We start from the raw sequence: 22956 nt of genomic DNA on the forward strand, positions 1-22956 counted from the left end.
CTCTAACCGCGACAGGCGGGACAGCGAACCCATGTGGACGAGCCTTGCGATCGGCGTTGCCGGCGGTGTTGCCGCGGCCATCCTGTTCGCCGCCATTCTCGGCGGCGGCGCATTCGCCTTGCCGCTCTCCCTGATCTCCCCGCTGCCCATCGCGATCGTCGGCCTCGGCTGGGGCACCCTGCCCGGGTTCGTCGCCGCCATCGTCGCGATCATCACCGTTTCCAGCGTGATGTCGCCGACCGTCGCCTTCGGCTTCGGCCTGGTGACCGCGCTGCCGATGGCCTACTACGCCTACCTCGCCGGCCTCGCCCGGCCGGCGGACGAGACGGGCACCGGTCCCGCGACCGCGGCCGAGTGGTATCCGATCGGCCGCATCGCCAGCCGCATCGCCTTCGTCACCGCCGCTTCGCTGGTCGTCGTCGGCTTCGTCGGCGGCTTCTCGATCGAGAGCTTCGTCGAGAGCTTCCGCCTGGCGCTCGCCGAGGCGATCGACGACCCGGCCGAAGTCGCCCGGCTGCAGGATGCCGACACCGACGGCATGATCCGGCTCTACGTCAGCCTGATGCCGCTGACGCTGGCGCTGTTCTGGACCGGCATGATGGCGCTCGACCTCTGGCTCGCCGCCATGGTTGTGCGGATTTCCGGCCGCTTCCTGCGCCCGAAGGACGACATCACCGTGCGCTTCCAGCTCGAGCCGTCGCTCGTCGCGGTTTTCGCCGTCGCCGTCGCGGTGTCGTTTGCGCCGGGCGAACTCGGCCTGGTCGCCCGGGCGTTCGCCGGCGCGCTCGCCATGGTGCTGTCGATCGCCGGCTTTGCCGTGGTGCATGTGCTGACGCGCGGCAACGCCGCCCGCGGCATCGTGCTCGCCACGATCTACGGCGTGACGCTGCTGTTCTTCTCGCTGCCGCTGCTGGTGATGACGGTGCTCGGCGCCGCCGACACGCTGCTCGGCCTGCGCCGTCGCAAGCTCGCCGGACCCGACTGAGCCGGCCCCGTTTCCAGTATCCCCGCGTATCCCTGATCAAAGACCAGACGAACCCCAAGGAGTAAGAAACATGGAAGTCATCCTGCTCGAACGCGTCGGCCGGCTCGGCAACATGGGCGACACCGTCCGCGTCCGCGACGGCTTTGCCCGCAATTTCCTGCTGCCGCAGGGCAAGGCGCTGCGCGCCACCAAGGCGAACCAGTCGAAGTTCGAGGCCGACCGCGCCAACCTCGAGGCCCGCAACGCCGAGCGTCGCGGCCATGCCGAGAGCCTCAAGGTCAGCATCGACCAGCGCAGCTTCGTCGTCGTCCGCCAGGCGGCCGAAACCGGCCAGCTCTACGGGTCGGTCTCCGCCCGTGACGTCGCCGACCTGCTCATCGCCGCCGGCTTCGACGTCAGCCGCAGCCAGGTCGACCTTGCCGCCCCGATCAAGGCGATCGGCGTGCATCCGGTCACCGTCGCTCTCCACCCGGAGGTCTCGGCCGTGATCACGATCAACGTCGCCCGCTCCGAGGACGAAGCCTCGCGCCAGGCGCGCGGTGAAGACCTCACCCAGCGCGACGAGGGCTTCGTGCGCGAAGTCGGCTCGATCCTCGACGAGGAAGACACCGAGGAAGACGAGGGCTGATCAGCCCCGTCGGCGGCGATTCGCGCGGCGAACCCGCCCTCCCGTTCCGACACGAAGGGCACCCGCGCGGGTGCCCTTTTTGCTTTTCCGGCTGAGGATTTTTCGTCGCCCGCGGCGGCGTCGCGGCGTTGCCGGATTCGTGTGAGTCAATGCAGCACCGCTCACAGCCCGGGCCTTTTTCGCGGCCCTGTTGATAGCGGGGTAAGCGGCGTAAAATCGGCCTTGCCCTCGGCGGCGCGCGTTAATGTCCGGTCAACCAAACCGGTCCATCACGGTCGCCCGGCGACCATGAACGCGGCCGGCAGCCCATTGGACCAGACCCCGAACATCCATGATCGCACCCGCTCGCAAACTCGAAGATCCGTCGGCGCTGTCGCGCGTCGCCCCGCACAACGTTGAGGCGGAGCGGCAGCTGCTCGGCGCCATCTTGATGAACAACGAGACGTTCTTCCGCGTCTCGGATTTCCTCGAGCCGCCGCATTTCTTCGTCGAGCAGCATCGCCAGATTTACGAGAAGTGCACGCAGCTGATCCGCGGCGGCAAGGTCGCCTCGCCGATCACGCTGAAGAGCTTCTATCCGGCCGACTACCAGATCGCCGACATGTCGGTGACGTCGTATCTGCTGCGCCTCGCCTCCGAGGCGACGACGATCATCAACGCCGAGGACTACGGCCGCACCATCCATGACCTCGCCGTCCGCCGAAACCTGATCCGGATCGGCGAGGACATGGTCAACATCGCCTTCGACGCGCCGATCGACATGCCGCCGCGCACCCAGATCGAGGACGCCGAACGCCGCCTGTTCGAACTCGCCGAGACCGGCCGCTACGACGGCGGCTTCCATACCTTCTCGGAAGCGCTGCGCGACGCCATCGACATGGCCGCCGCCGCCTTCCAGCGCGACGGCCATCTGTCGGGCATCTCGACCGGGCTCGACGACCTCGACCGCCAGATGGGCGGCCTGCAGCGCTCCGACCTGATCGTGCTCGCCGCCCGCCCGGCGATGGGCAAGACCTCGCTCGCGACCAACGTCGCCTTCGCCATCGCCCGCGCCTACCAGGCCGAGGAGCAGCCGGACGGCACGCTGAAGACGGTCAACGGCGGCATCGTCGGCTTCTTCAGCCTCGAAATGTCGTCCGAGCAGCTCGCGACGCGTATCCTCGCCGAGCAGTCGGAGATCTCTTCCTCCGACATTCGCCGCGGCGCGATCGACGAGGACCAGTTCGCCCGGCTCGCCACCGTCGCGCAGGAAATGCAGACGCTGCCGCTCTACATCGACCAGACCGGCGGCATCTCGATCGCCCAGCTCGCCGCCCGGGCGCGCCGCCTGAAGCGCCAGCGCGGCCTCGACGTGCTGATCGTCGACTACCTGCAGCTGCTGTCCGGCACCTCGAAGAGCGCGCAGGGCGGCCGCGTGCAGGAGATCACCGAGATCACCACCGGCCTCAAGGCGCTGGCGAAGGAGCTTTCGGTGCCGATCGTCGCGCTTTCGCAGCTGTCGCGCCAGGTCGAAAGTCGCGAAGACAAGCGGCCGCAGCTGTCGGACCTGCGCGAATCCGGCTCGATCGAGCAGGACGCCGACGTGGTGATGTTCATCTACCGCGATGAGTACTACTTGCAGTCGAAGATGCCGAAGGAAGGCTCGGAAGAGTACTTCAAGTGGCAGGCCGAGATGGAATCGGTGCACGGCGTCGCCGAGATCATCGTCGCCAAGCAGCGCCACGGGCCGACCGGCACCGTCAAGCTGCAGTTCGACAGCCACGTCACGCGCTTCTCGAACCTCGCCCGGGTGGACTACGCGCCGATGCGGATGGAGTAGGTCGAGCGGGGGGTGTGCCGTGTGGCCTCCCCCCTCCCTGTCCCTCCCCCGCTTCGCAGGAGAGGGGACGATGGGCGTGAGGTCTTCTGCACAACTGCGACGGCGCCATGGCGAAACACTGTTGATGGCGGCGCCCTTTCCTCCTGCGTACCCTCTCCTGCGAAGCGGGGGAGGGACAGGGAGGGGGCCGTCCCACGGCAAAGCCTAGGCAGGACAATCGAAGCCCCCTGCCCTCCACAGAATGCGCTGCATCGCGGCACGGGAATCGCTTAGCCTTCCCGACCATGATCTTCGCCCTGCCCGAGACCTCCCCCGCCGAACCGCTCGACCCGTCGCTCGCCGGCGGGCGGCTGACGATCGACCTCGGCGCGCTCGTCGCCAACTGGCGCGATCTCGGGGCCCGCGCGCCCGGCGCGGAGTGCGCGGCGGTGGTGAAGGCGGACGGCTACGGCCTCGGCATCGAGCCGGTGGTCGGGGCACTGTCGGGTGCCGGCTGCCGGACCTTCTTCGTCGCGCTGCCGAGCGAAGGCGCCCGCGCGCGCGCCGTGGCGCCGCACGCCGCGATCTATGTGCTCAACGGCCTGTTCGAGGGCGCGGCGCCGTTCTTCGCCGCGCACCGGCTGCGTCCGGTGCTCGGCAGCACCGACGAGATCGCCGAGTGGTCGGCGTTTCGCAGCGCCCAGGGCGGTGACCTGCCCGCGGCGATCCACGTCGACACCGGCATGAACCGGCTCGGCCTCAGCCTCGCCGAGGCCGCCGAGCTTTCGGGAGACGCCGCGGCGCTCGCCGCCTCCGGCGCCGTGCTGCTCGTCAGCCATTTCGCCTGCGCCGACGCACCCGAGCATCCGCTCAACGCGCTGCAACTCGCGCGCTTCGCCGCCGTCCGCGAACTGTTTCCGACCCTGCCGGCGTCGCTCGCCAATTCGGCGGGGATCTTCCTCGACAAGGCCGCGCATCACGATCTCCTGCGGCCGGGCATCGCGCTCTACGGCGGGTCGGCCGTGGCCGGATCGTCCAATCCGATGCGCGCGGTCGTCACGCTCGAGGCGCGGATCATGCTGGTGCGCGACGTGCCGGCCGGCGACGGCGTCGGCTATTCGGCCGTCTGGCAGGCGCCGCGCGACAGCCGCATCGCCATCATCTCCGTCGGTTATGCCGACGGTTTTTTGCGCGCCGCCGGCTCGCAGACCGGCCGGGCCGGGGCGGCGGCGGCCGTCGAGGGGCACCTTGCGCCGATCGTCGGCCGGGTCTCGATGGACCTGATTGCGCTCGACGTCACGGATCTGCCCGCCGATCTCGCCCAGCGCAGCGCCTTCGCCGAACTCTTCGGCCCGAACGTGCCGATCGACCGCACCGCGGCGCGCGCCGGGACCATCGGCTATGAGTTTCTCACCAGCCTCGGCACGCGTTTCCGCCGGGTTTTCATCGGCCCCTGACCCGCGCCGACGCCTGCCGCCCTCTCGACGTTTTGTGCATGTGCGTTCCCTTGCCGCACTGCACATTTTCCGATAGGCAATTGATACCTAAGGTTCTCGTGCCCGCCCCGAATGCGGCCGCTTCAAGGCGGCGCCGGACACCGGGGAAGGATTTTCGGGGCTCGGCCCTGGTCCGATGCTCCCCTTGTCCCTTCCCGGGCGATCGCGCCACCGGGCGCCGGCAGCCCTCGCCGGAGCGAACGGGAGCCTGGTTCCAGCCGGCGTCGCTGCGGCGCCCGGTCGCCGCGCCACCGTTCCGGACCCCGCGGGACGCAACATCATGAGATCAGGAGGTCGGACCGCATGAGCGAGACAAAATCAGCGTCCCTCACGCTCGGCAACGAGGCCACCAGCCTGCCCGTCAAGCAGGGCACCGTCGGCCCGAGCGTCATCGATATCTCGAAGCTCTACGGCCAGACCGGCCATTTCACCTACGATCCCGGCTTCACCTCCACGGCCGCCTGCGAATCCCGCATCACCTACATCGATGGTGACGAGGGCATCCTGCTGCACCGCGGCTACCCGATCGAGCAGCTCGCCGAGCAGGGTGATTTCCTCGAAACCTGCTACCTGCTGCTCTACGGCGAACTGCCGACGGCGGCGGAGAAGGCGGACTTCGACTACCGCGTCACCCGCCACACCATGCTGCACGAGCAGATGAACCGGTTCTTCTCCGGCTTCCGCCGCGACGCGCACCCGATGGCGGTCATGGTCGGCGTCGTCGGCGCGCTCGCGGCCTTCTATCACGACTCGACCGACATCTCGGACCCGCACCAGCGCATGGTCGCCTCGCTGCGCATGGTCGCGAAGATGCCGACGATCGCGGCGATGGCCTACAAGTATTCGATCGGCCAGCCGTTCGTCTATCCGGACAACAACCTCGACTACGCCGCCAACTTCCTGAAGATGTGCTTCAGCGTGCCGTGCGAGGAATACAAACCGAACCCGATCTTTGCGAAAGCAATGGACCGGATCTTCATCCTGCACGCCGACCACGAGCAGAACGCGTCGACCTCGACGGTGCGCCTCGCCGGCTCCTCGGGTGCCAACCCGTTCGCCTGCATCGCGGCCGGCGTCGCCTGCCTCTGGGGCCCGGCGCACGGCGGCGCCAACGAGGCGGCGCTCAACATGCTGGAGCAGATCGGCACGCCCGACCGCATTCCGGAGTTCGTGGCGCGCGCCAAGGACAAGAACGACCCGTTCCGCCTGATGGGCTTCGGCCACCGCGTCTACAAGAACTACGACCCGCGCGCCCGCATCATGCAGAAGACGACGCACGAGGTGCTCGGCCAGCTCGGTCTCTCCAACGATCCGCTGCTGCAGGTGGCGCTGGAACTCGAGAAGGTCGCCCTGTCGGACGAGTATTTCGTCGAGAAGAAGCTCTATCCGAACATCGACTTCTACTCGGGCATCACCCTGCGCGCTCTCGGCTTCCCGACCACGATGTTCACGGTGCTGTTCGCCGTGGCGCGCACCGTCGGCTGGATCGCGCAGTGGAAGGAAATGATCGAGGATCCGTCGCAGCGCATCGGCCGCCCGCGCCAGCTCTACACCGGCGCGCCGCAGCGCGAATACGTCGCGATCACCGACCGCGTCTGAGCGGCCCGGACTTCAAACGCAAGAACGGCGCGGCAGCCTCGGTTGCCGCGCCGTTCTGCTTTCTGGGACTGCCGAACCCGACGCGCCCGGGCTCCCGGCCGGGCCGTCAGCCCGTACGCGGCGGAATCTCGCCGGCGACGGCGAGGCCCTGGCCGCGGCGGGCCGCGATCCGGAGCACCACTTCGGCGGCGATGTCGCTCGGCTGCCGGTCGCCGGGCAAAGCCATGCGGGTGCGGAGGTCGGCAAAGGCGGTGCGCTGTGCCGCGGCGGCGCCCGTCGCCGGGTCGAGCAGATCGGCGAGCAGCGGCGCCAGGGTGTCCGGGTTGACGTCGTCGTCGAGGAATTCCGGCACGACGTTCGTTCCGAGAATGATGTTGGCGAGCACCATCGATTTTGCCTTGGCGATCGACGGGAACACCGTGGTGAGATCCTTCAGCCGGCGAAAGAACCAGTCGAGCCGATAGGCGACGACCATCGGCACGCCGGCGAGACCGAGTTCCAGCGTCACCGTGCCGGAGGCGGCCAGCGCCGCGTCGGCGCGCGCAAACGCCGCGAACTTCGCCGCCTCGCCACTGACGATCTCCGGCTGCACCGCCCAGTCCGCCGTCGCCGCGCGGATCTCGGCCTCGAGATGCGGCACCGCGGGCAGCACGGCCTCGAAGCGCACGCCGTCGGCGGCGAGCTTTGCCAGCGTCGCGCCGAACGGCTCCAGCAGCCGGCTGATCTCGCTGCGCCGGCTGCCCGGCAGCACGAGCAGCGTCGGCGTCCGCGCCGGGTCGGCGGGGCCACGCGCGGCGGCGGCCTTCAGCTCCGGCCGTTCGGCGAGCGGATGGCCGACATAGGTGCAGGCCGGGCCGCCGAGGCGGGCGTGCACCTCCGGTTCGAACGGCAGGATGGCGAGCAGGTGATCGACATAGCGCGCCATGCGCTCCGCCCGCCCCGGCCGCCAGGCCCAGACGCTGGGGCTGACGTAGCCGACGATCGGGATCGACGGATCGCGCCGCCGCACCCGCTTCGCCACCGCATGGGTGAAGTCGGGGCTGTCGATGATCACCAGGACATCGGGCTTTTCGGCGAGCACCGCGTCGACCGTCTCGTGCACGCGCCGGACGATCGACGGCAATCGCGCCAGCACGGCGGAAAGGCCCATCACCGCGATCTCTTCGAGCGGGAACAGGGAGACGACGCCACGCGCCGTCAGGCGCGTTCCGGCGAGACCGGTGACGGTGAGACCGTCACCGATACGGCCGCGCAGTCCGTCGACGAGGCCGGCGCCGAGCTGGTCGCCGGATTCTTCACCGACGACGACGAATAGCTTCAGGGGTCGGTTCACGGGTCTGAGGTCCGATGGCGGGCAACGAGAAAGACGCCGGCTTCGTCGGCGGTGCGGATCGTGAGCGCGCGGTCGAGAATCAGCACCCGGCCTGCCTCGATGACGATGCCGGCGAGGCCGGCCGCGGCGGCGGCCTCCACCGTGGCGGGGCCGATCGTCGGCATGTCGACCCGAAGGTCCTGCTGGGGCTTGGCCGCCTTGAACAGCAGGCCGGCGCGCCCGCTCCAGCGCAGCCGGCCGCGCTGGTGCAGCTCGCCGATGCGGCGGAGCAACTCGTCGGTGCCCTCGACGCCCTCGACGCCGACGACACGGCCACCGACGGCGACGACGGCCTGGCCGATGTCGAGCCGGCCGAGCATGCCGACCGCCTCGGAGGCGCTGGCGACGTCGTCCTCGAAGCGCCGCGGCACGGCGAGCCGGCCGATCGGGCCGGGACGGGCGACGATCTCGGGCACCACGTCGTGCGCGCCGACGATGCGAAAGCCCCGCTCCTCGAAGAAGCGCACCACGCGTTGCAGCACGGTATCGTCGCCGCCGACCATCATGGCGAGAATGCGCGGCAGGTTGACGATGGCGCCGAAGTCGAGCCGGATCGCGGTGAAGTCGGGCCGCGAAACCGCGCCGCAGATCACGATCTCCTCGACCTTCTCACGCGTGAGCAGTTCGAACAGCCGACCGATCTCGCCCCAGCGCACGCGGTGATGGCGAAATCGGGCGAGTTCGGCGTCGGCTTCGCCGTCGATGCCGAAGATCACCACGTCGCGGCCGTTCGCCGCCGCGCCGCGGGCGACCTCCGCCGGCAACCGGCCGCTGCCGGCGATGATGCCGAGCGGCGCGCTGCCGTTCATTCGGCGTCGGTCTCGCGTTCGCGCGGCGTGGTGATGGCGCGGTCGCCGCCGGCTTTCAGGAAGGCGACGAGACGGCCGACCAGCACGCTGTCGCCGGCGTCCGCCTCGAGCGCCGCAACGCGGGTGGCGAGCACGCCCTCGCCCGCAAACAGCGCTCGATAGGCGGCGCGCAGCGCGTGGATCTCTTCGCGCGGATAGTTGGCCCGGCGCAGGCCGACGAGGTTAAGGCCGCCGAGCCGTGCCCGGTTGCCGATCACCGAGCCGAACGGAATCACGTCGTTCTCGACGCCGCTCATGCCGCCGATGAACGCATGGTCGCCGATGCGCACCCATTGGTGCACGGCCGAGAGGCCGCCGAGGATGACGTTGTCGCCGATGTGGACATGGCCGGCCAGCGTCGCGTTGTTCGCGAAGATGACGTTGTCGCCGACGATGCAGTCGTGCGCGATATGGGTGCCGACCATCAACAGGCAGCGGTTGCCGACCCGGGTCAGCATGCCGCCGCCCTCGGTGCCGGCGTGCAGCGTGGCGTGCTCGCGGATCACCGTGTCGCTGCCGACGACGAGGCGGCTCGGCTCGCCGCGGTACTTCAGGTCCTGCGGCACCGCGCCGACGTTGGCGAAGGGAAACACCTGCGTCCGGGCACCGAGCTCGGTGCGCCCCGTGATGACCGCGTGGCTGTGCACCACGACGCCGTCACCCAGCACGACCTCGGGCCCGATCACCGCGAACGGGCCGATCGAGGCGCCCGCCCCGACGACCGCGCCCGGCTCGACGACGGCCGTGGGATGGACTGCGGCGGAAGACGTCATCGCCGCGGTCACTCGTCCACCAGCATGGCGCTGAGTTCGGCCTCGGCCACCTTGGTGTCCCCCACCCAGGCTTCGCCGGAATACCACCACATATTCGAGCGGTTGCGGGTTTTCTTCATGCGGTACTGGAGGACGTCCCCCGGCCCGACCGGGCGGCGGAACTTCACCTTGTCGACGGTCATGAAGTAGACCACCTTCGGCGAGCCGACCTGCGTCCGCGAGGCGACGCACATGGCACCGGCGGTCTGGGCCATGCCCTCGATCATCAGCACGCCCGGCATCACCGGCCGGTCCGGGAAATGCCCCTGGAACTGCGGCTCGTTGATGGTGACGTTCTTGATGCCGATGCCGGACCGATCGCTGTCGACCTCGATGATCCGGTCGATCAGCAGGAACGGATAGCGGTGCGGCAGGAGTTCGAGCAGCCGCCGGATCTCCATGATCTCCAGCGTCCGCGGTGCGGCGGGTGCCTCGGTGGCGGTGTCAGTCACGTGTTCTCTCCAGTATCCTTGTCCGCAGCCGCGAGCTTGCGCAAAGTCCGAACCTCGCGCAGATGCTGGCGCAGCGGCACGGCGGGCGTCCCCATCCAGCGCTCACCGGCGGGAACGTCGTCGGCGACGCCGCTGTGGCCGGCGACCTGGGCGCCGGAGCCGATGGTGAGATGTCCGGAAATACCGGCCTGACCACCGAGCGCAACAAAATCGCCAAGCCGCGAGCTGCCCGAAATGCCGACGTGGGCGACGATAACGCAATGGCGTCCGATCACCACGTTGTGGCCGATCTGCACCAGATTGTCGATCTTAGTGCCCTCGCCGATGATCGTGTCGCGGTTGGAGCCGCGGTCGATCGTCGTGTTGGCGCCGATCTCGACATCGTCCTGAATCACGACGCGCCCGACCTGCGGCACCTTGAGGTGGCCGCCCGGCCCCATCGCAAAGCCGAAGCCGTCCTGGCCGATCCGCGCCCCCGGGTGGATCGTCACCCGGTTGCCGATCAGGGCGAACAGGATGCTGGCCGCGGGGCCGACGTAGCAATCGCGGCCGATGCGGACGTCGTGGCCGATGACGGCGTTGGAGCAGACCACCGTGCCGCGGCCGATCTCCGCTCGCGGGCCGATGACGGCGCCCGGCTCGACCGTGACGTTGTCCTCGAGCCGCGCCTCGGGATGGACGTGCGCGCCGGGATGGACGCCCGGTTGCTCGAACTGACCGGTCAGCCGCGTCGCCGAGGGGAACAGCGCTTGCGTCACCAGCGCGGCGGCCCGATAGGGCGAGGCGGCGGTAACGATGGTGACGCCCTCGGGCGCGAGCGCGGCGAACTTCGGCGCGCAGATGCAGGCCGCGGCCCGGGTGCGGCGCAGCTCCTCGATATAGCGGGTGTTGTCGAGGAAGGTGACTTCACCCGGCCCGGCATCGCCGATCGGCGCAATGCCGCGGATCTCGACGCCGGCGTCGCCGGAAACGACCTTGCCGCCGACGAGGTCGGCGATCTCTGCCGCGGTCAGCGGTCTCGACGGCCTGAAAAACACGGGATCGGACATGGCGGGGTCTTATGCTGGTTGCGGCGCCGGGCGCCGTGCGGCCGATGCGGTGAAGCGGTTCGGACTATGCAATGCCCGATCCGGCCGCCGGCTGCCACCAAAATGAAACGGCCGCCGCAGAGCGGCGGCCGTGTGGTCGATTGCGGCGGATTTCGCCGATCAGAAGCGGGTACCAGCCGAGAAGCTGAACAGCTGCGTCTCGTCGGCGTCGTCCTTCAGCACCGGATAGGCGACATTGGCCCGCAGCAGGCCGAACGGCGACTGCCAGAGCACGCCGAAGCCGACCGAGGCGCGGATCGACGCATCGTCGCCGATCACGTCCGCACCCGTCGATGCGACGGTACCGCTGTCGACGCCCCAGACCGTGCCGGCGTCGGCGAAGAACGAGCCGAAGAAGCCGTAGTCGGAGGGCAGGATCGGCATCGGGAAGATCGTCTCGACGGTGCCGCCGACGTACATCTCGCCGCCGAGGGCGTAGCCCGAGCTGCGATCACGCGGGCCGATGCCGGCGTTTTCGAAGCCACGGACGAGGTCGCCGCCCATGCGGAAGGTGTCGCGGTAGCTGAGGTCCTGGCCGAGACCCATGACGTGACCCGCCTGGGCACCGACGTGGCCGATCACGCCCCACTCCGGCAGCAGCTCCTGGTAGTAGTCGACCTTCGCGGTCGTGCGCAGGAACTGCGCATCGCCGCCGACGCCGGCGCCTTCCTGGGCGAACTGGGCGTAGATGCCCTCGCGCGGCATCTGGAAGTTGTCGATCGTCGAGTAGGTCAGCGAGTAGCCGAGCGACGAGACGATGCGCGAGCCTTCCTCGATCAGATTCGGGTTGGTCAGGCTGATCGGATCGGTGCCGCTGGTGAAGCGGCCGCCGTTGGCGTCGCCGGCACCACGGATGTCGGTGATCTCCGATTCGAAGATCTTGTAGTTGAGGCCGAGGGTCAGTTCGTCGGTCAGCGGCACGCCGAGGCGCAGGCCACCGCCGGTGATGACCTCATCGAACGGGTGCAGGAGTTCCGAGTCGCCGATCGCGTTGCGATAGACGTCGAAGCCGGCCGACAGCCGCCGGTCGAGGAAGAACGGCTCGGTGAACGACAGGTCGTAGGTCTGGGTGTCTTCGCCGCGACCTGCCGCGACGCGCACCTGCTGGCCGCGACCGAGGAAGTTGCGCTCCGACAGCGAGACCTGGACGATGAAGCCGGCTTCGCTCGAGTAGCCGCCACCGACGGAGATCTCGCCGGTCGGCTGGTCTTCGACCTGCACGTTGACGACGACGCGGTCGGGCTGCGAGCCCTGCTCGGCCGTGATGCGAACGTTGGCGAAGAAGTTGAGGTTCTTCAGGCGGCGCTCGGCCTTGTCGATCAGCACCTGGTTGTAGGCATCGCCTTCGGCGATGTCGAACTCGCGGCGGATGACGTAGTCGCGCGTGCGGCTGTTGCCGACGATGTTGATGCGCTCGATGTAGGTGCGGGCGCCTTCGTCGATGAAGTAGGTGATCGAGATCGTGCGGTTCTCGTAGTCGCGCTCGCCGCGCGGCCGGACCTGGGCGAAGGCGTAGCCCTTGCTCGACACGGCCAGCGTCAGGTCCTCGAGGGTCTTCTCGACTTCCTCGGAGTTGTAGACGTTGCCGGCCCGCGTCCGCGCCGTGCCACTCAACTCGTCGACGTTGAGTTCCGGCAGCGTGGTCTCGACCGAGATGTCGCCGAAGGTGTACTGCGCGCCCTCTTCCACCGTGAAGGTGATGAAGAACGCGTTCTGGTCGCGATCGAAGTCGGCGACCGCCGAGATCACCCGGAAGTCGGCGTAGCCGCGCTTGTAGTAGAAGACGCGCAGCGCTTCCTGGTCGGCGTTGAGCCGGTCGGGATCGTAGTTGTCCGAGGTGCGGAACCAGCCGAACAGGCCGGACTCACGCGACTGGATGACGTCCTGCAGACGGCCGTCGCTGAACGCGGTGTTGCCGATGAAGGAGATCTTGGAGATCTCGGTGCGCGGACCTTCGTCGATGTTGAAGACGAGGGCGACGCGGTTCTGGCCGAGGTCGATCGTCTGCGGCTCGACGGTCGCATTGTAGCGACCGGTGCGGCGGTAGAGTTCCTGGATGCGCTGCGTGTCCGACTGGACCTTCGCCTGGGTCAGCACCGAGCGCGGCTGCAGCTCGACCGTCGCGCCGAGGACGCGGTCGTCGTGGCGGCTGTTCCCCTCGAAGGCGACGCGCGCGATGATCGGGTTCTCGGTCACGGCCACCACGAGACCGCCGGCCGAGCGCGAGATGCGCACGTCGGCGAACAGCCCCGTATCGAACAGTGCCTTGACCGAGGCGTCGATATCCGCGGCGCCGAAGTTCTGGTTGGGCCGGATCGTCAGGTAGGAGATGACGGTTTCGGCGTCGACGCGAGTGTTGCCGGTGACGCTGATGCGGCTGACCACATCGGCATGAGCGGGCGTGGCGCCGATCCCGGGCGTGCTATCGGCCACGACCGGGATCGCGGTGCCTACAACGGCCGCGACGGCCACGACCTTCATCGACTGGGAAAGTGATCGCATGAGATACTCGGACCCGCTGTTCAACTGTCGATCTTCCCGCCCGAAGTGTCCCCGACGGAATCTAGACAGTAGGTTTTTACAGTCTTTCAAACCCCTTGCAAGCGCGCGAGCGCGCTGCACAACAATTCGGACGACCACAGTGGCAAGCGGGCAACGCCCCGGCCCGCCAGCCCTGCCTCACCCGCGCGACACCAGTTGCGTGATGTCGTTCCACGTCGCAAAGACCATCAACATCAAAACGATGGTCATTCCGATCCGAAAGCCGATGCCTTGCGTGCGCTCCGACAGGGGCCGGCCGCGCAACGCCTCGACGGCGTAGAACATCAGGTGGCCGCCATCGAGCAGCGGCACCGGGAACAGATTGATCAGGCCGATGCTGACGGAGAGCATCGCCGCGAGGTTGATCAGCGCGACGAATCCGATGCTCGCCATCTGGCCGGAAAACTGGGCAACGCGGATCGGGCCACCGATCTGGTCGGCAGGCTCCTCGCCGATGACGACGTTGCGGAGGTAGCCCAGCGTCCGGGAGATGATGTAGCCGGTCTCGCTGACACCGGCGGCGACCGCGTCGATCGGACCGAGCTTCACCACTTCCACGTTCTCGCGATTGTGGGTGATGCCGAGCACCGCGAGACGGACGACATTGCCGAACTGGTCAGTCTGGTCGCGCCATTGCGGGGTCGCGGACAGCACGACCCGCTCGCCGCCACGATCGACGCTGACGGCGAGCGTCACGTTGCCGCTGGCGTTGACCGCGCGCTGCAGTTCCGAGAAATCGTCGATCGGGCGACCGTCGACCTCGGTGATGATGTCGCCGACCTGGAAGCCTGCCGCGGCAGCCGGGCTGTCGGGCATCACTTCGTCGACCCGCGGCGGCAGCACGGAGCGTCCGACCAGCGAGAAGAACAGCGCGAAAATGACGATCGCCAGCAGGAAATTCGCGATCGGACCAGCCGCGACGATGGCGGCGCGGCGCCCGACGCTCTTGCTGCGAAATTCGCCGTCGACGAACGGCGCACCATCGGCGCGGCCGCCGGCCGACGAAGCGTCGGCGTCGTCGATGAACTTGACGTAGCCGCCGAGCGGGATCGCCGCGAGGCGCCAGCGCGTGCCGTGGCGGTCATCGAAGCCGAAGAGCTCGGGCCCGAAGCCGATCGAGAACGTCCGGACCTTCACGCCGCAGAGCCGCGCCACGACGAAGTGGCCCAGCTCATGGACGAAGACGACGATGGTCAGCACGAACAGGAACGGCAGGAGATAGCCGAACACCGTGCTGCCTAAGCCTTCGACGATGGACATCGAATCCGCTCTTCCTGCGCACCGAGGACACGATACAAACCTGACGCAGTCGCCGCGGCGGTCCATTGTCCCGGTGGAGGAGACGAATGGCGCGCACCGCGCATCGCTATGATTGCGCCAAATCCTTCACAAATCTTATCTATCGAATCTCAACCATACGAATGGCCGACGACTTCGATGGCTATGTGCCGCGCGGTCCGGTCGAGGTCAAGCGCCGCGGCCAGGCTGGCGGGGCCCTCCGATAGCCCCATGACCTCGCAGCGCTCGAGCGTCGCCTCGACGACGGCGGCGATGCGCGCCCAGCTTATGCGATCCTGCAGGAAAGCCGAAACGGCAATTTCGTTGGCGGCGTTGAGCACGTTGGTCGCCCCGCCGCCCTGCCCCAGCGCCGCTTCGGCAAGGCGCAGGCAGGGGAAACGCTCGCGGTCCGGCGGCTCGAAGGTGAGCTGGCCGATCGCCGCGAGGTCGAGCGCGCGCACCGGCACCGGCATCCGTTCGGGGAAGGCCAGGCAGTGGGCGATCGGCGTGCGCATGTCGGGACTGCCGAGCTGGGCGAGCACGGAGCCGTCGGTGTAGCGCACCAGCCCGTGCACCACGGACTGCGGATGCACGAGCACGGAAAAGCGCTCGGCGGGAAAGCCGAACAGGTGGTGCGCCTCGATTAGCTCGAGCCCCTTGTTCATCATCGTCGACGAATCGATGGTGATCTTGGCGCCCATGCTCCAGTTCGGATGCTTCAGCGCCTCGGCCCGGGTGACGCGCGACAGCTCCTCGCGGCTGCGGGTGCGGAACGGCCCGCCCGAGGCCGTCAGCACGATTTCGGCAACCTGGTCGCGGTTGTGCCCTTCGAGCGCCTGGAAGATCGCGTTGTGCTCGGAATCGACCGGCAGGATGCGGCTGCCATGGGCGTCGGCGGTGCGCATGAACAGGGTGCCGGCGCAGACGAGGCATTCCTTGTTGGCGAGCGCCAGCGTCGCGCCCGATTCCAGCGCGGCGAGCGACGGCTCCAGCCCGGCGGCGCCGACGATCGCCGCGACGGTGATGTCGGTCGGACGGCGCGCCGCCTCGATCACCGCGGTGGAGCCTGCCGCCGCCTCGATGCCGCTGCCCGCGAGGCGGGTGGCGAGTTCGTCGAGGGCGGAGGGATCGGCGATGGCGGCGATCTCGGCGCCGAGCGCCAGCGCCTGCTCGGCGAGCAGCGCGGCGTTGGTGTTCGCCGTCAGCGCGACGACGCGGAAACGCTCCGGCATCCGCTTCAGAAGGTCGATGGTGCTGCAGCCGACCGATCCGGTCGAGCCGAGCACGCTGACCCGTCGCGGCACGCCGGTCCACGCCGGCAGATCCGGCGCCTCGGCCGGACGCGGCACCGGACCGGTCACCAGCGCACCAGCCCGGCGGCGACATCGAGGCCGCCCGAATGGGCGTAGCCGATCGCCGCGGCGAGGACGGCGGCGAACAGCAGCCCGTCGACCCGGTCCATGATGCCGCCGTGGCCGGGGATCAGGTCGCCGGAATCCTTGACCGCGAAGCGGCGCTTCACGGCGGATTCCGCAAGATCGCCGAGTTGGCTCGCGACCGACAGCAGGACGGCGACGAGGGCGGCCGCGAGGGTGACGCCGACGCCGGCGACGGCGAGGACACCGATGCCGACCAGGGCGGCCGAGACGACGCCGCCGGCGGCGCCCGACCAGGTCTTGCTCGGCGAGACCCGCGGCCAGAGCTTCGGCCCGCCGATGAGGCGGCCGGCGAAATAGGCGCCGCTGTCGGTCGCCCAGACGATGCAGAACAGGAACAGGATGGCGACGAAGCCGGCGCCGTCGTCGCCGCGCAGCAGGACGATCAGGATGCCCGGCACGGCGGCGTAGAGCAGGCCGGCGAGCAGCCAGGCGTAGTGGCGTTCGGCGAAGGCCATGGCGGCGGTGAAGCCGCCGATCGCGAGCAGCGCGAAGGCCGCCGCGTCGATCCCGCTCGAGGCGGCGAGGACGCAGAGGCCGCCGGCGACGGGCATCGCCCGCTTGAAATAGGCCGAGCCCGGCATGTCGGTCATGCGGATCCACTCGACCAGCACCAGCGCCGAGCCGGCGGCCACCACCGCCGCGAACAGCAGGCCGCCGATGTAGGCGACGACCACGAAGGCCGCGATCATGACGATGGAACTCAGCACCCGCAACTTCAGATTGCGCGAAAACAGCCGCGGCGCCGCGCCGCCCGGACCCTGCGTCATGCGCCGGCCTTCGCCGACAGCCCGCCGAAGCGGCGGTCGCGGGCGCGGAAATCGTCGAGCACGCGGTCGAAATCCTCGGGCTTGAAATCGGGCCAGAGCGTCGGGACGAAGGCGAACTCCGAGTAGGCCGCCTGCCAGAGCAGGAAGTTCGACAGCCGCTGTTCGCCGCTGGTGCGGATGATCAGGTCGGGATCCGGGATGCCGGCGGTCATCAGGTGGCGCGCGACCGTCTTCTCGTCGATCGATCCCGCGTCGAGCCGGCCGGCCGCGACCTCGGCGGCGAGCGAGCGGACGGCCTCGGCGATCTCGCCGCGGCTGCCGTAGTTGAAGGCGACGACGAGGGTCATGCGGTCGTTGCCGGCGGTCATCGTCTCGGCTTCGGCGATCAGCGCGGCGATGTCGGCCGGCAGCGAGCGGCGCTCGCCGATGACGCGGACGCGGATGCCGGCACGGTGCAGGTCGGCCAGGTCCTTGCGGATGAACATGCGCAGCAGCATCAGGAGGTCGTGCACCTCCTCGGCCGGCCGGCTCCAGTTCTCGGAGCTGAAGGAGAACAGCGTCAAGTATCCGATGCCGCGCTGCCCGGCGTGGCGGATGATGTCGCGCACGGTCTGCACGCCGCGGCGGTGGCCTTCGGTGCGCGGCAGGCCACGCGAGCGGGCCCAGCGGCCGTTGCCGTCCATGATGATCGCGACGTGGGTCGGCCGGCCGCCGCGATTCGCGTCCGCCGTCTGCTCGATCAGTGCGCTCGTTCCGACCGTCATGGCCCTGCCCCGCCCCAGCCTGCTTTCGCCCGGCGCCGGGGATGCCGCCCGCCGATCGAGGCTCGACGCTGCCGTGACTAAATCATTTCCGGACCGACACGCCACCGCCAAGCGCCGTATCCGGGGAACCGGGCCGCGCGACGCGGCAGCGCGGCCGCCAGGATCAAACCTGCATGATTTCCTGCTCCTTGGCGACAAGGAGCTTGTCGATATCGACGATGGCCTCGTCGGTCGACTTCTGGATCCGGTCGGCGAGCACGCGCGATTCGTCCTCGCTCGCCGTGCCGTCCTTTTCCGCCTTCTTCAGAAGGTCCATGCCGTCGCGGCGGACGTGACGGATGGCGACGCGGGCGGCCTCGGCATACTTGTGCGCGAGCTTGACGAGGTCCTTGCGGCGCTCGGTGTTGAGCTCGGGGATCGGCAGCCGCATCGTCGTGCCTTCGACGATCGGGTTGAGGCCGAGGTTCGATTCGCGGATCGCCCGGTCGACGGCGCCGACGAGCTGCTTGTCCCAGACCTGCACCGACAGCATGCGCGATTCGGGCACGCTGATGGTGGCGACCGAGGTGATCGGCATCGAGGCGCCATAGGCTTCGACCATGACCGGCTCCAGCAGGCCGGAGCTCGCCCGGCCGGTGCGCAGGCCCGCGAGTTCGTTCTTGAAGACGCCGATCGTGCTCTGCATGCGGCGCTTCAGGTCTTCGAGATCGGGCTTCTCTGCCGGCATGTTGGTCTACCTTCTTCGTTCGGGGCGCCGCCGCATGTCGCGCAATGGCCGCGACCCGGCTGCGCCGATCGGGGCGCAACGACGGGTCGATCCGGCCGCCGGCGGTCTCAGTCGCTGATGGTCGTCGAGCGGCCACGCCCGGCCAGCACCTCGACGAATGCCCCAGCCTCATGAATGGAAAAGACGATTACCGGAATACCGTTGTCGCGGGCAAGGGCAATTGCCGCCGCGTCCATGACCTGCAGGCCGCGGGCGAGCACCTCCTGGTGCGTCAGCGTCTCGTAACGGGTGGCGGTGGGGTCCTTCTTCGGATCGGCGCTGTAGACACCGTCGACCTGGGTGCCCTTGAAGATTGCGCCGCAGCCCATCTCCGCCGCGCGCAGCGCCGCGCCGCTGTCGGTGGTGAAGAACGGGTTGCCGGTGCCGCCGACGAAGATCACCACGGCGCCGTCCTCGAACGCCTTGCGCGCATCGCGCTGGGTGAAGGTCGAACAGACGACCGGCATCGCCACCGCCGAGAACACGCGGGCGCGGATGCCGTGGCGTTCGACGGCGCTGCGCACGGCGAGGCCGTTCATCACGGTCGCCAGCATGCCGAGATAATCGCCGGTGGTGCGGTCGCCGCCTTCGGCCGCCACCTTGACGCCGCGGAAGATGTTGCCGCCGCCGACGACGACGCCGACCTGGACGCCGAGCTGGTGGGCCTCGACGATCTCGGCGGCGATGCGCTCGACGACGCGGGGATCGATGCCGAACCCCTTGTCGCCCATCAGCGCCTCGCCGGAGAGTTTCAGCAGCACGCGGCGGTAGCGGGGCTCGGTCATCGGCGGGTTCCTCGTGTGGCGGTATCGCGCGCGCCACGGACGGCCGTCGCCGGCCCCGGGCTCGCGCGGGATCTGATGAAGGACGGTCTATCCGACCGCAGGGAGCCGGGCAACCGAACCGGCGGCCGGGCTGATGTGCACGGCCCGCCCTCCGGGACATGGCCCGCGTCCTCCCCCGCGTCCGCCTTCTCCGGCCCGGCGATTTGAAGCGGCCGGATGCCGGTGCTAATGATCGGTCAGCCGTTTCACTCCCAGCAGCCGAAAGCCGAGCCGATGACCTTCCAGCGCGGCACGCCGCCGTTCTCCGCCCTGCCCGCCGTCGGCTCCGTCGATCTTCCGGCGCTGTTGCAGGGCCGCCGCATGCGGCGCAACCGGCGCACCGCCTGGTCGCGCCGGCTCGTCCGCGAGACGCAGCTCGGCATCGACGACCTGATCTGGCCGATCTTCGTGGTGGAAGGCGAGCGCACCCGCCAGCCGGTGCCGTCGATGCCGGGCGTGTTCCGGCTGACGGTCGACGAGGCCGCGGCCGAGGCGCAGCGGGCGTCCGACCTCGGCATTCCGCTGATCGCGCTGTTTCCCTACACCGACCCGGCGCTGCGCGATCCGTTCGGCAGCGAGGCGCTGAACCCGGACAATCTCGTCTGCCGCGCGATCCGCGCCATCCGCGCCGCGGCCCCCGCGATCGGCATCATGACCGACGTCGCGCTCGACCCCTATACCAGCCACGGCCACGACGGCATTCTCGAGGGCGACCAGATCCTCAACGATCCGACCGTCGGCCAGCTCTGCCGGCAGGCGCTGATCCAGGCGGAAGCCGGCGTCGACGTGATCGGCCCGTCCGACATGATGGACGGGCGCATCGGCGCGATCCGGCGCACGCTGGACATGGCCGGTTTCGAGCACGTGCAGATTATGAGCTACGCGGCGAAGTACGCCTCGGCCTTCTACGGCCCGTTCCGCGACGCCGTCGGCACCAACGCGACGCTGGTCGGCGACAAGCGCACCTATCAGATGGATCCGGGCAATTCCGACGAGGCGATCCGCGAGGCCGAGCAGGACCTCGTCGAGGGCGCCGACATGATCATGGTGAAGCCGGGGATGCCCTACCTCGACATCCTGTTCCGGCTGAAGGACACGTTTCGGGTACCGACCTTCGCCTACCAGGTGTCCGGCGAGTACGCGATGATCGAGGCCGCCGCCGCCAACGGCTGGATCGACGGCGAGCGGGCGATGATGGAAAGCCTCAGCGCGTTCAAGCGCGCCGGCGCCGACGGGATCCTGACCTACTTCGCGCCGCGCGTGGCGGCGCGGATCAAGGCCGGGCTCTGACCCGGCCGCCGCGGCGATCTCCCGACGTCAGCGCAGCGAGGGCGGCGTCGGCAGCGGCAGGCTGTCGAGGCCGAAACCGTTGGCCCGCGCCAGCACGAGCGCGCCGAACACGGCGGCGGCGAGCAGCGTGTTGAGGGCGAGCTTCATCGGCAGGCGCGCCAGCATGGGCGCGCCGGGCTCGCTGCCCGGCACCACGGTGCCCGCCTCGCGCTGCGAACGGACGCCGATGGGCAGCACCATGAACAGCGTGACCCACCAGATCACGAAATAGATCGCGATACCGCTGCCGACGCCCATGCTGTCCTCCATCTGCGTTTCCGGCCGGGCGCTGTGCCGTGCCGGTCGACTGCCCCGGATATGGCCGCTCCGGCCCGCACGTCGAGGCCCGAACGATGCGCCGCGGCCGTTCAGTTCTTCGGCTTGACTGCGCCGAAGGTGTGTTCCGGCGCCGGGAAGCTGCGTTCGCGAACTTCCCGGGCATAGGTCTCGACCGCGTTCTCGACGATGCTGCCGAGTTCGGCATAGCGCTTCACGAACTTCGGCTTGAAGTCGGAGAACAGGCCGAGCATGTCGTCGGAGACGAGCACCTGCCCGTCGCAGCCGGCCGAGGCGCCGATGCCGATGGTCGGCACCGGGGACGCCTCGGAAATCTGCCGGGCGATCGGCTCCAGCGTGCCCTCGATGACGAAGGCGAAGGCGCCCGCGTCGACCACGGCTTCGGCGTCCTGAGTGATCTTGCGCACCTCCGCGTCGGTGCGGCCGCGCGAGCGGTAGCTGCCGAAGGCGTTGACGAGCTGCGGCATCAGGCCGATGTGGCCGAGCACGGGGATGCCGCGGTCGACGAGGAAGCGGATGGTGTCCGCCATCTCGGAACCGCCCTCCAGCTTGACGCCGTCGCAGCCGGTTTCGGACATCAGCCGGGCGGCGTTGCGGAACGCCTGCTCGGGCGTTTCCTGGTAGGAGGCGAACGGCATGTCGACGATGACGCAGGCGCGCTTGGCGCCGCGCATCACGGCGCGGCCGTGCGCGATCATCAGGTCCATCGTCACCGGCAGCGTCGACTCGAAGCCGTAGAGCACCATGCCGAGCGAATCGCCGACGAGCAGCAGGTCGACGTGCGGATCGAGCAGCTTGGCGATCGGCGTCGTGTAGGCGGTGAGGCTCACGACCGGCTGCTTGCCCTTCATCGCGCGGATGTCGGTGATGGAAAGCCGGCGCTGAACTCCTGAAACGCTCATGACCTGTCCTTTTCGGGGTCCGGTCGCCGTCGCGCCGGACATCGCTGCGGCTTGTTAGCACGAACCGTCGTTGTTGTGGCGCGGAGCGGCCATTCGCCGGCCCGCTCGGCGCGGCTCAGGCGCCGCCGATCACCCGGTTGTCGAGCAGCCTGGTCGCGCCGAAGCGCACGAAGAGGAGCAGCAGCACCGGGCCGTGGCCGAGCGTCGTCACCGGCTCCAGCGTCGCCGGATCGCGCACGGCGACCACCTCGGCGGTGGCGAGCGGCTCGGCGTCGATGAAGTCGCGCACCGCGGTTTCGAGCGCGGCCGGGTCGGTGAGGCCGCCGCGCACCAGGGCGTCGGCATGGTCGAGCGCCTGCGGCACCCGCACCGCCGCGGCCCGCTCGGCCGCCGTCAAATAGACGTTGCGTGACGAACAGGCGAGGCCGTCGGGCTCGCGCACCGTCGGCACGCCGACCACCTCGGTCGGCATCGCGAGGTCGGTCGCCATGCGGCGGATGATCTGGAGCTGCTGGTAGTCCTTCTCGCCGAAGAAGGCGTGGTCCGGCTGGACGATGTTGAAGAGCTTGCTGACGACGGTGGCGACGCCGGCAAAGTGCCCGGGGCGGACTTCGCCCTCGAGCCGGCCGCCCAGCGTCGGCACGTCGACGACCGTCTGCATCGGTTCGGGATACATGTCCGCGACGCCCGGCGCGAACAGCACGTCGACGCCGGCCGCCACCAGCAGCGCGCTGTCGCGGGCGAGATCGCGCGGGTAGCGCTCGAGGTCCTCGCCGGCACCGAACTGCAGCGGATTGACGAAGATGCTGACGACGACGACGTCCGCCCGCTCGCGGGCGCGGCGCACCAGCTCGAGGTGGCCCTCGTGCAGGTAGCCCATGGTGGGCACGAACCCGATCGTCCGTCCGGCCCGCCGGTCGGGGCCGAGACGCGCGCGCAACGCGCCGATGGTGGTCAGCGTCTCCAGGGCC

Annotated in this window: 21 protein-coding genes; 6 read left to right on the forward strand and 15 right to left on the reverse strand. The window is 69.2% G+C overall.

Going from position 1 to position 22956, the window contains the following annotated elements:
* Positions 1-31 precede the first annotated feature (31 nt).
* The 5 genes from I5731_RS17710 (at position 32) to gltA (ending at position 6506) form a co-directional block, all read left to right on the forward strand.
* Complete coding sequence (locus tag I5731_RS17710; protein WP_197312749.1) at positions 32-985, forward strand: hypothetical protein; 954 nt, start codon at positions 32-34, stop codon at positions 983-985.
* 70 nt (positions 986-1055) lie between these two features.
* Positions 1056-1613: a 50S ribosomal protein L9 gene (rplI, locus tag I5731_RS17715; RefSeq protein ID WP_197312750.1), complete on the forward strand. Its 558-nt coding sequence runs from the start codon at positions 1056-1058 to the stop codon at positions 1611-1613.
* Positions 1614-1944: 331 nt separating this feature from the next.
* Entirely contained in the window at positions 1945-3432 is a 1488-nt protein-coding gene (locus tag I5731_RS17720; protein ID WP_197312751.1) for a replicative DNA helicase, read from the forward strand.
* Between the two features lie 284 nt (positions 3433-3716).
* Complete coding sequence (gene alr / locus I5731_RS17725; protein ID WP_197312752.1) at positions 3717-4868, forward strand: alanine racemase; 1152 nt, start codon at positions 3717-3719, stop codon at positions 4866-4868.
* 342 nt (positions 4869-5210) lie between these two features.
* Complete coding sequence (gltA, locus tag I5731_RS17730) at positions 5211-6506, forward strand: citrate synthase (RefSeq protein ID WP_197312753.1); 1296 nt, start codon at positions 5211-5213, stop codon at positions 6504-6506.
* Between the two features lie 106 nt (positions 6507-6612).
* Here the strand turns inward: gltA and lpxB are convergent, their stop codons facing one another.
* The 12 genes from lpxB to pyrH all read right to left on the reverse strand — a co-directional run bounded on the left by lpxB (position 6613) and on the right by pyrH (position 19418).
* Entirely contained in the window at positions 6613-7839 is a 1227-nt protein-coding gene (gene lpxB / locus I5731_RS17735) for a lipid-A-disaccharide synthase (RefSeq protein WP_197312754.1), read from the reverse strand.
* Positions 7836-8687: an LpxI family protein gene (locus tag I5731_RS17740; protein WP_197312755.1), complete on the reverse strand. Its 852-nt coding sequence runs from the start codon at positions 8685-8687 to the stop codon at positions 7836-7838. The genes lpxB and I5731_RS17740 overlap by 4 nt, the downstream gene beginning before the upstream one ends.
* Entirely contained in the window at positions 8684-9499 is an 816-nt protein-coding gene (gene lpxA / locus I5731_RS17745; protein ID WP_197312756.1) for an acyl-ACP--UDP-N-acetylglucosamine O-acyltransferase, read from the reverse strand. Before lpxA ends, I5731_RS17740 begins: the two co-directional genes overlap by 4 nt.
* A gap of 8 nt (positions 9500-9507) precedes the next feature.
* Positions 9508-9939 (reverse strand): 3-hydroxyacyl-ACP dehydratase FabZ, encoded by a 432-nt coding sequence (fabZ, locus tag I5731_RS17750; RefSeq protein ID WP_197313103.1) that lies wholly within the window; start codon positions 9937-9939, stop codon positions 9508-9510.
* 47 nt (positions 9940-9986) lie between these two features.
* Positions 9987-11039, reverse strand: coding sequence for a UDP-3-O-(3-hydroxymyristoyl)glucosamine N-acyltransferase (lpxD, locus tag I5731_RS17755; protein WP_197312757.1), 1053 nt, complete (start codon positions 11037-11039; stop codon positions 9987-9989).
* A 159-nt stretch (positions 11040-11198) separates the two neighbouring features.
* On the reverse strand, positions 11199-13580 hold the full coding sequence (gene bamA / locus I5731_RS17760) for an outer membrane protein assembly factor BamA (protein WP_197312758.1): 2382 nt from the start codon (positions 13578-13580) through the stop codon (positions 11199-11201).
* 177 nt (positions 13581-13757) lie between these two features.
* The gene (gene rseP, locus I5731_RS17765; RefSeq protein WP_197313104.1) at positions 13758-14879 is read right to left on the reverse strand and encodes an RIP metalloprotease RseP; all 1122 of its coding nucleotides are present in this window, start codon (positions 14877-14879) and stop codon (positions 13758-13760) included.
* Positions 14880-15028: 149 nt separating this feature from the next.
* Entirely contained in the window at positions 15029-16258 is a 1230-nt protein-coding gene (locus I5731_RS17770; RefSeq protein ID WP_197312759.1) for a 1-deoxy-D-xylulose-5-phosphate reductoisomerase, read from the reverse strand.
* Entirely contained in the window at positions 16255-17103 is an 849-nt protein-coding gene (locus tag I5731_RS17775; RefSeq protein WP_197312760.1) for a phosphatidate cytidylyltransferase, read from the reverse strand. The genes I5731_RS17770 and I5731_RS17775 overlap by 4 nt, the downstream gene beginning before the upstream one ends.
* Positions 17100-17867: an isoprenyl transferase gene (locus I5731_RS17780; protein WP_197312761.1), complete on the reverse strand. Its 768-nt coding sequence runs from the start codon at positions 17865-17867 to the stop codon at positions 17100-17102. The genes I5731_RS17775 and I5731_RS17780 overlap by 4 nt, the downstream gene beginning before the upstream one ends.
* A 163-nt stretch (positions 17868-18030) precedes the next feature.
* Positions 18031-18594 carry a ribosome recycling factor gene (gene frr, locus I5731_RS17785; protein ID WP_197312762.1) on the reverse strand — a complete coding sequence of 188 codons (564 nt, stop codon included), beginning with the start codon at positions 18592-18594 and terminating at the stop codon, positions 18031-18033.
* A 107-nt stretch (positions 18595-18701) separates the two neighbouring features.
* The gene (pyrH, locus tag I5731_RS17790) at positions 18702-19418 is read right to left on the reverse strand and encodes a UMP kinase (protein ID WP_197312763.1); all 717 of its coding nucleotides are present in this window, start codon (positions 19416-19418) and stop codon (positions 18702-18704) included.
* A 273-nt stretch (positions 19419-19691) separates the two neighbouring features.
* Here pyrH and hemB point away from each other — a divergent pair, with 273 nt between their 5' ends.
* On the forward strand, positions 19692-20747 hold the full coding sequence (gene hemB, locus I5731_RS17795; protein ID WP_407941861.1) for a porphobilinogen synthase: 1056 nt from the start codon (positions 19692-19694) through the stop codon (positions 20745-20747).
* 27 nt (positions 20748-20774) lie between these two features.
* Here the strand turns inward: hemB and I5731_RS17800 are convergent, their stop codons facing one another.
* From I5731_RS17800 to panC, 3 genes are all read right to left on the reverse strand, one after another.
* Positions 20775-21056 carry a DUF1467 family protein gene (locus I5731_RS17800; RefSeq protein ID WP_235981894.1) on the reverse strand — a complete coding sequence of 94 codons (282 nt, stop codon included), beginning with the start codon at positions 21054-21056 and terminating at the stop codon, positions 20775-20777.
* A gap of 98 nt (positions 21057-21154) precedes the next feature.
* Positions 21155-21985: a 3-methyl-2-oxobutanoate hydroxymethyltransferase gene (gene panB / locus I5731_RS17805; RefSeq protein WP_197312765.1), complete on the reverse strand. Its 831-nt coding sequence runs from the start codon at positions 21983-21985 to the stop codon at positions 21155-21157.
* 115 nt (positions 21986-22100) lie between these two features.
* Complete coding sequence (panC, locus tag I5731_RS17810) at positions 22101-22952, reverse strand: pantoate--beta-alanine ligase (RefSeq protein WP_197313106.1); 852 nt, start codon at positions 22950-22952, stop codon at positions 22101-22103.
* Positions 22953-22956: the final 4 nt, after the last annotated feature.

Origin of the sequence: Methylobrevis albus (genome assembly GCF_015904235.1) — a bacterium.
In the GTDB taxonomy this organism is placed as follows: Bacteria; Pseudomonadota; Alphaproteobacteria; order Rhizobiales; family Pleomorphomonadaceae; genus Methylobrevis_A; species Methylobrevis_A albus.

Bases quoted from the DNA above. Each gene is read 5' to 3' on its own strand.
- lpxD (WP_197312757.1), bottom strand. From the start codon at position 11,039: ATGTCCGATCCCGTGTTTTTCAGGCCGTCGAGACCGCTGACCGCGGCA.
- I5731_RS17710 (WP_197312749.1), top strand. From the start codon at position 32: ATGTGGACGAGCCTTGCGATCGGCGTTGCCGGCGGTGTTGCCGCGGCC.
- I5731_RS17720 (WP_197312751.1), top strand. From the start codon at position 1,945: ATGATCGCACCCGCTCGCAAACTCGAAGATCCGTCGGCGCTGTCGCGC.
- pyrH (WP_197312763.1), bottom strand. From the start codon at position 19,418: ATGACCGAGCCCCGCTACCGCCGCGTGCTGCTGAAACTCTCCGGCGAG.
- I5731_RS17800 (WP_235981894.1), bottom strand. From the start codon at position 21,056: ATGGAGGACAGCATGGGCGTCGGCAGCGGTATCGCGATCTATTTCGTG.
- rplI (WP_197312750.1), top strand. From the start codon at position 1,056: ATGGAAGTCATCCTGCTCGAACGCGTCGGCCGGCTCGGCAACATGGGC.
- gltA (WP_197312753.1), top strand. From the start codon at position 5,211: ATGAGCGAGACAAAATCAGCGTCCCTCACGCTCGGCAACGAGGCCACC.
- rseP (WP_197313104.1), bottom strand. From the start codon at position 14,879: ATGTCCATCGTCGAAGGCTTAGGCAGCACGGTGTTCGGCTATCTCCTG.
- I5731_RS17780 (WP_197312761.1), bottom strand. From the start codon at position 17,867: ATGACGGTCGGAACGAGCGCACTGATCGAGCAGACGGCGGACGCGAAT.
- frr (WP_197312762.1), bottom strand. From the start codon at position 18,594: ATGCCGGCAGAGAAGCCCGATCTCGAAGACCTGAAGCGCCGCATGCAG.
- bamA (WP_197312758.1), bottom strand. From the start codon at position 13,580: ATGCGATCACTTTCCCAGTCGATGAAGGTCGTGGCCGTCGCGGCCGTT.
- hemB (WP_407941861.1), top strand. From the start codon at position 19,692: ATGACCTTCCAGCGCGGCACGCCGCCGTTCTCCGCCCTGCCCGCCGTC.
- I5731_RS17775 (WP_197312760.1), bottom strand. From the start codon at position 17,103: ATGACGCAGGGTCCGGGCGGCGCGGCGCCGCGGCTGTTTTCGCGCAAT.
- panB (WP_197312765.1), bottom strand. From the start codon at position 21,985: ATGAGCGTTTCAGGAGTTCAGCGCCGGCTTTCCATCACCGACATCCGC.
- lpxA (WP_197312756.1), bottom strand. From the start codon at position 9,499: ATGACGTCTTCCGCCGCAGTCCATCCCACGGCCGTCGTCGAGCCGGGC.
- fabZ (WP_197313103.1), bottom strand. From the start codon at position 9,939: ATGGAGATCCGGCGGCTGCTCGAACTCCTGCCGCACCGCTATCCGTTC.
- I5731_RS17740 (WP_197312755.1), bottom strand. From the start codon at position 8,687: ATGAACGGCAGCGCGCCGCTCGGCATCATCGCCGGCAGCGGCCGGTTG.
- alr (WP_197312752.1), top strand. From the start codon at position 3,717: ATGATCTTCGCCCTGCCCGAGACCTCCCCCGCCGAACCGCTCGACCCG.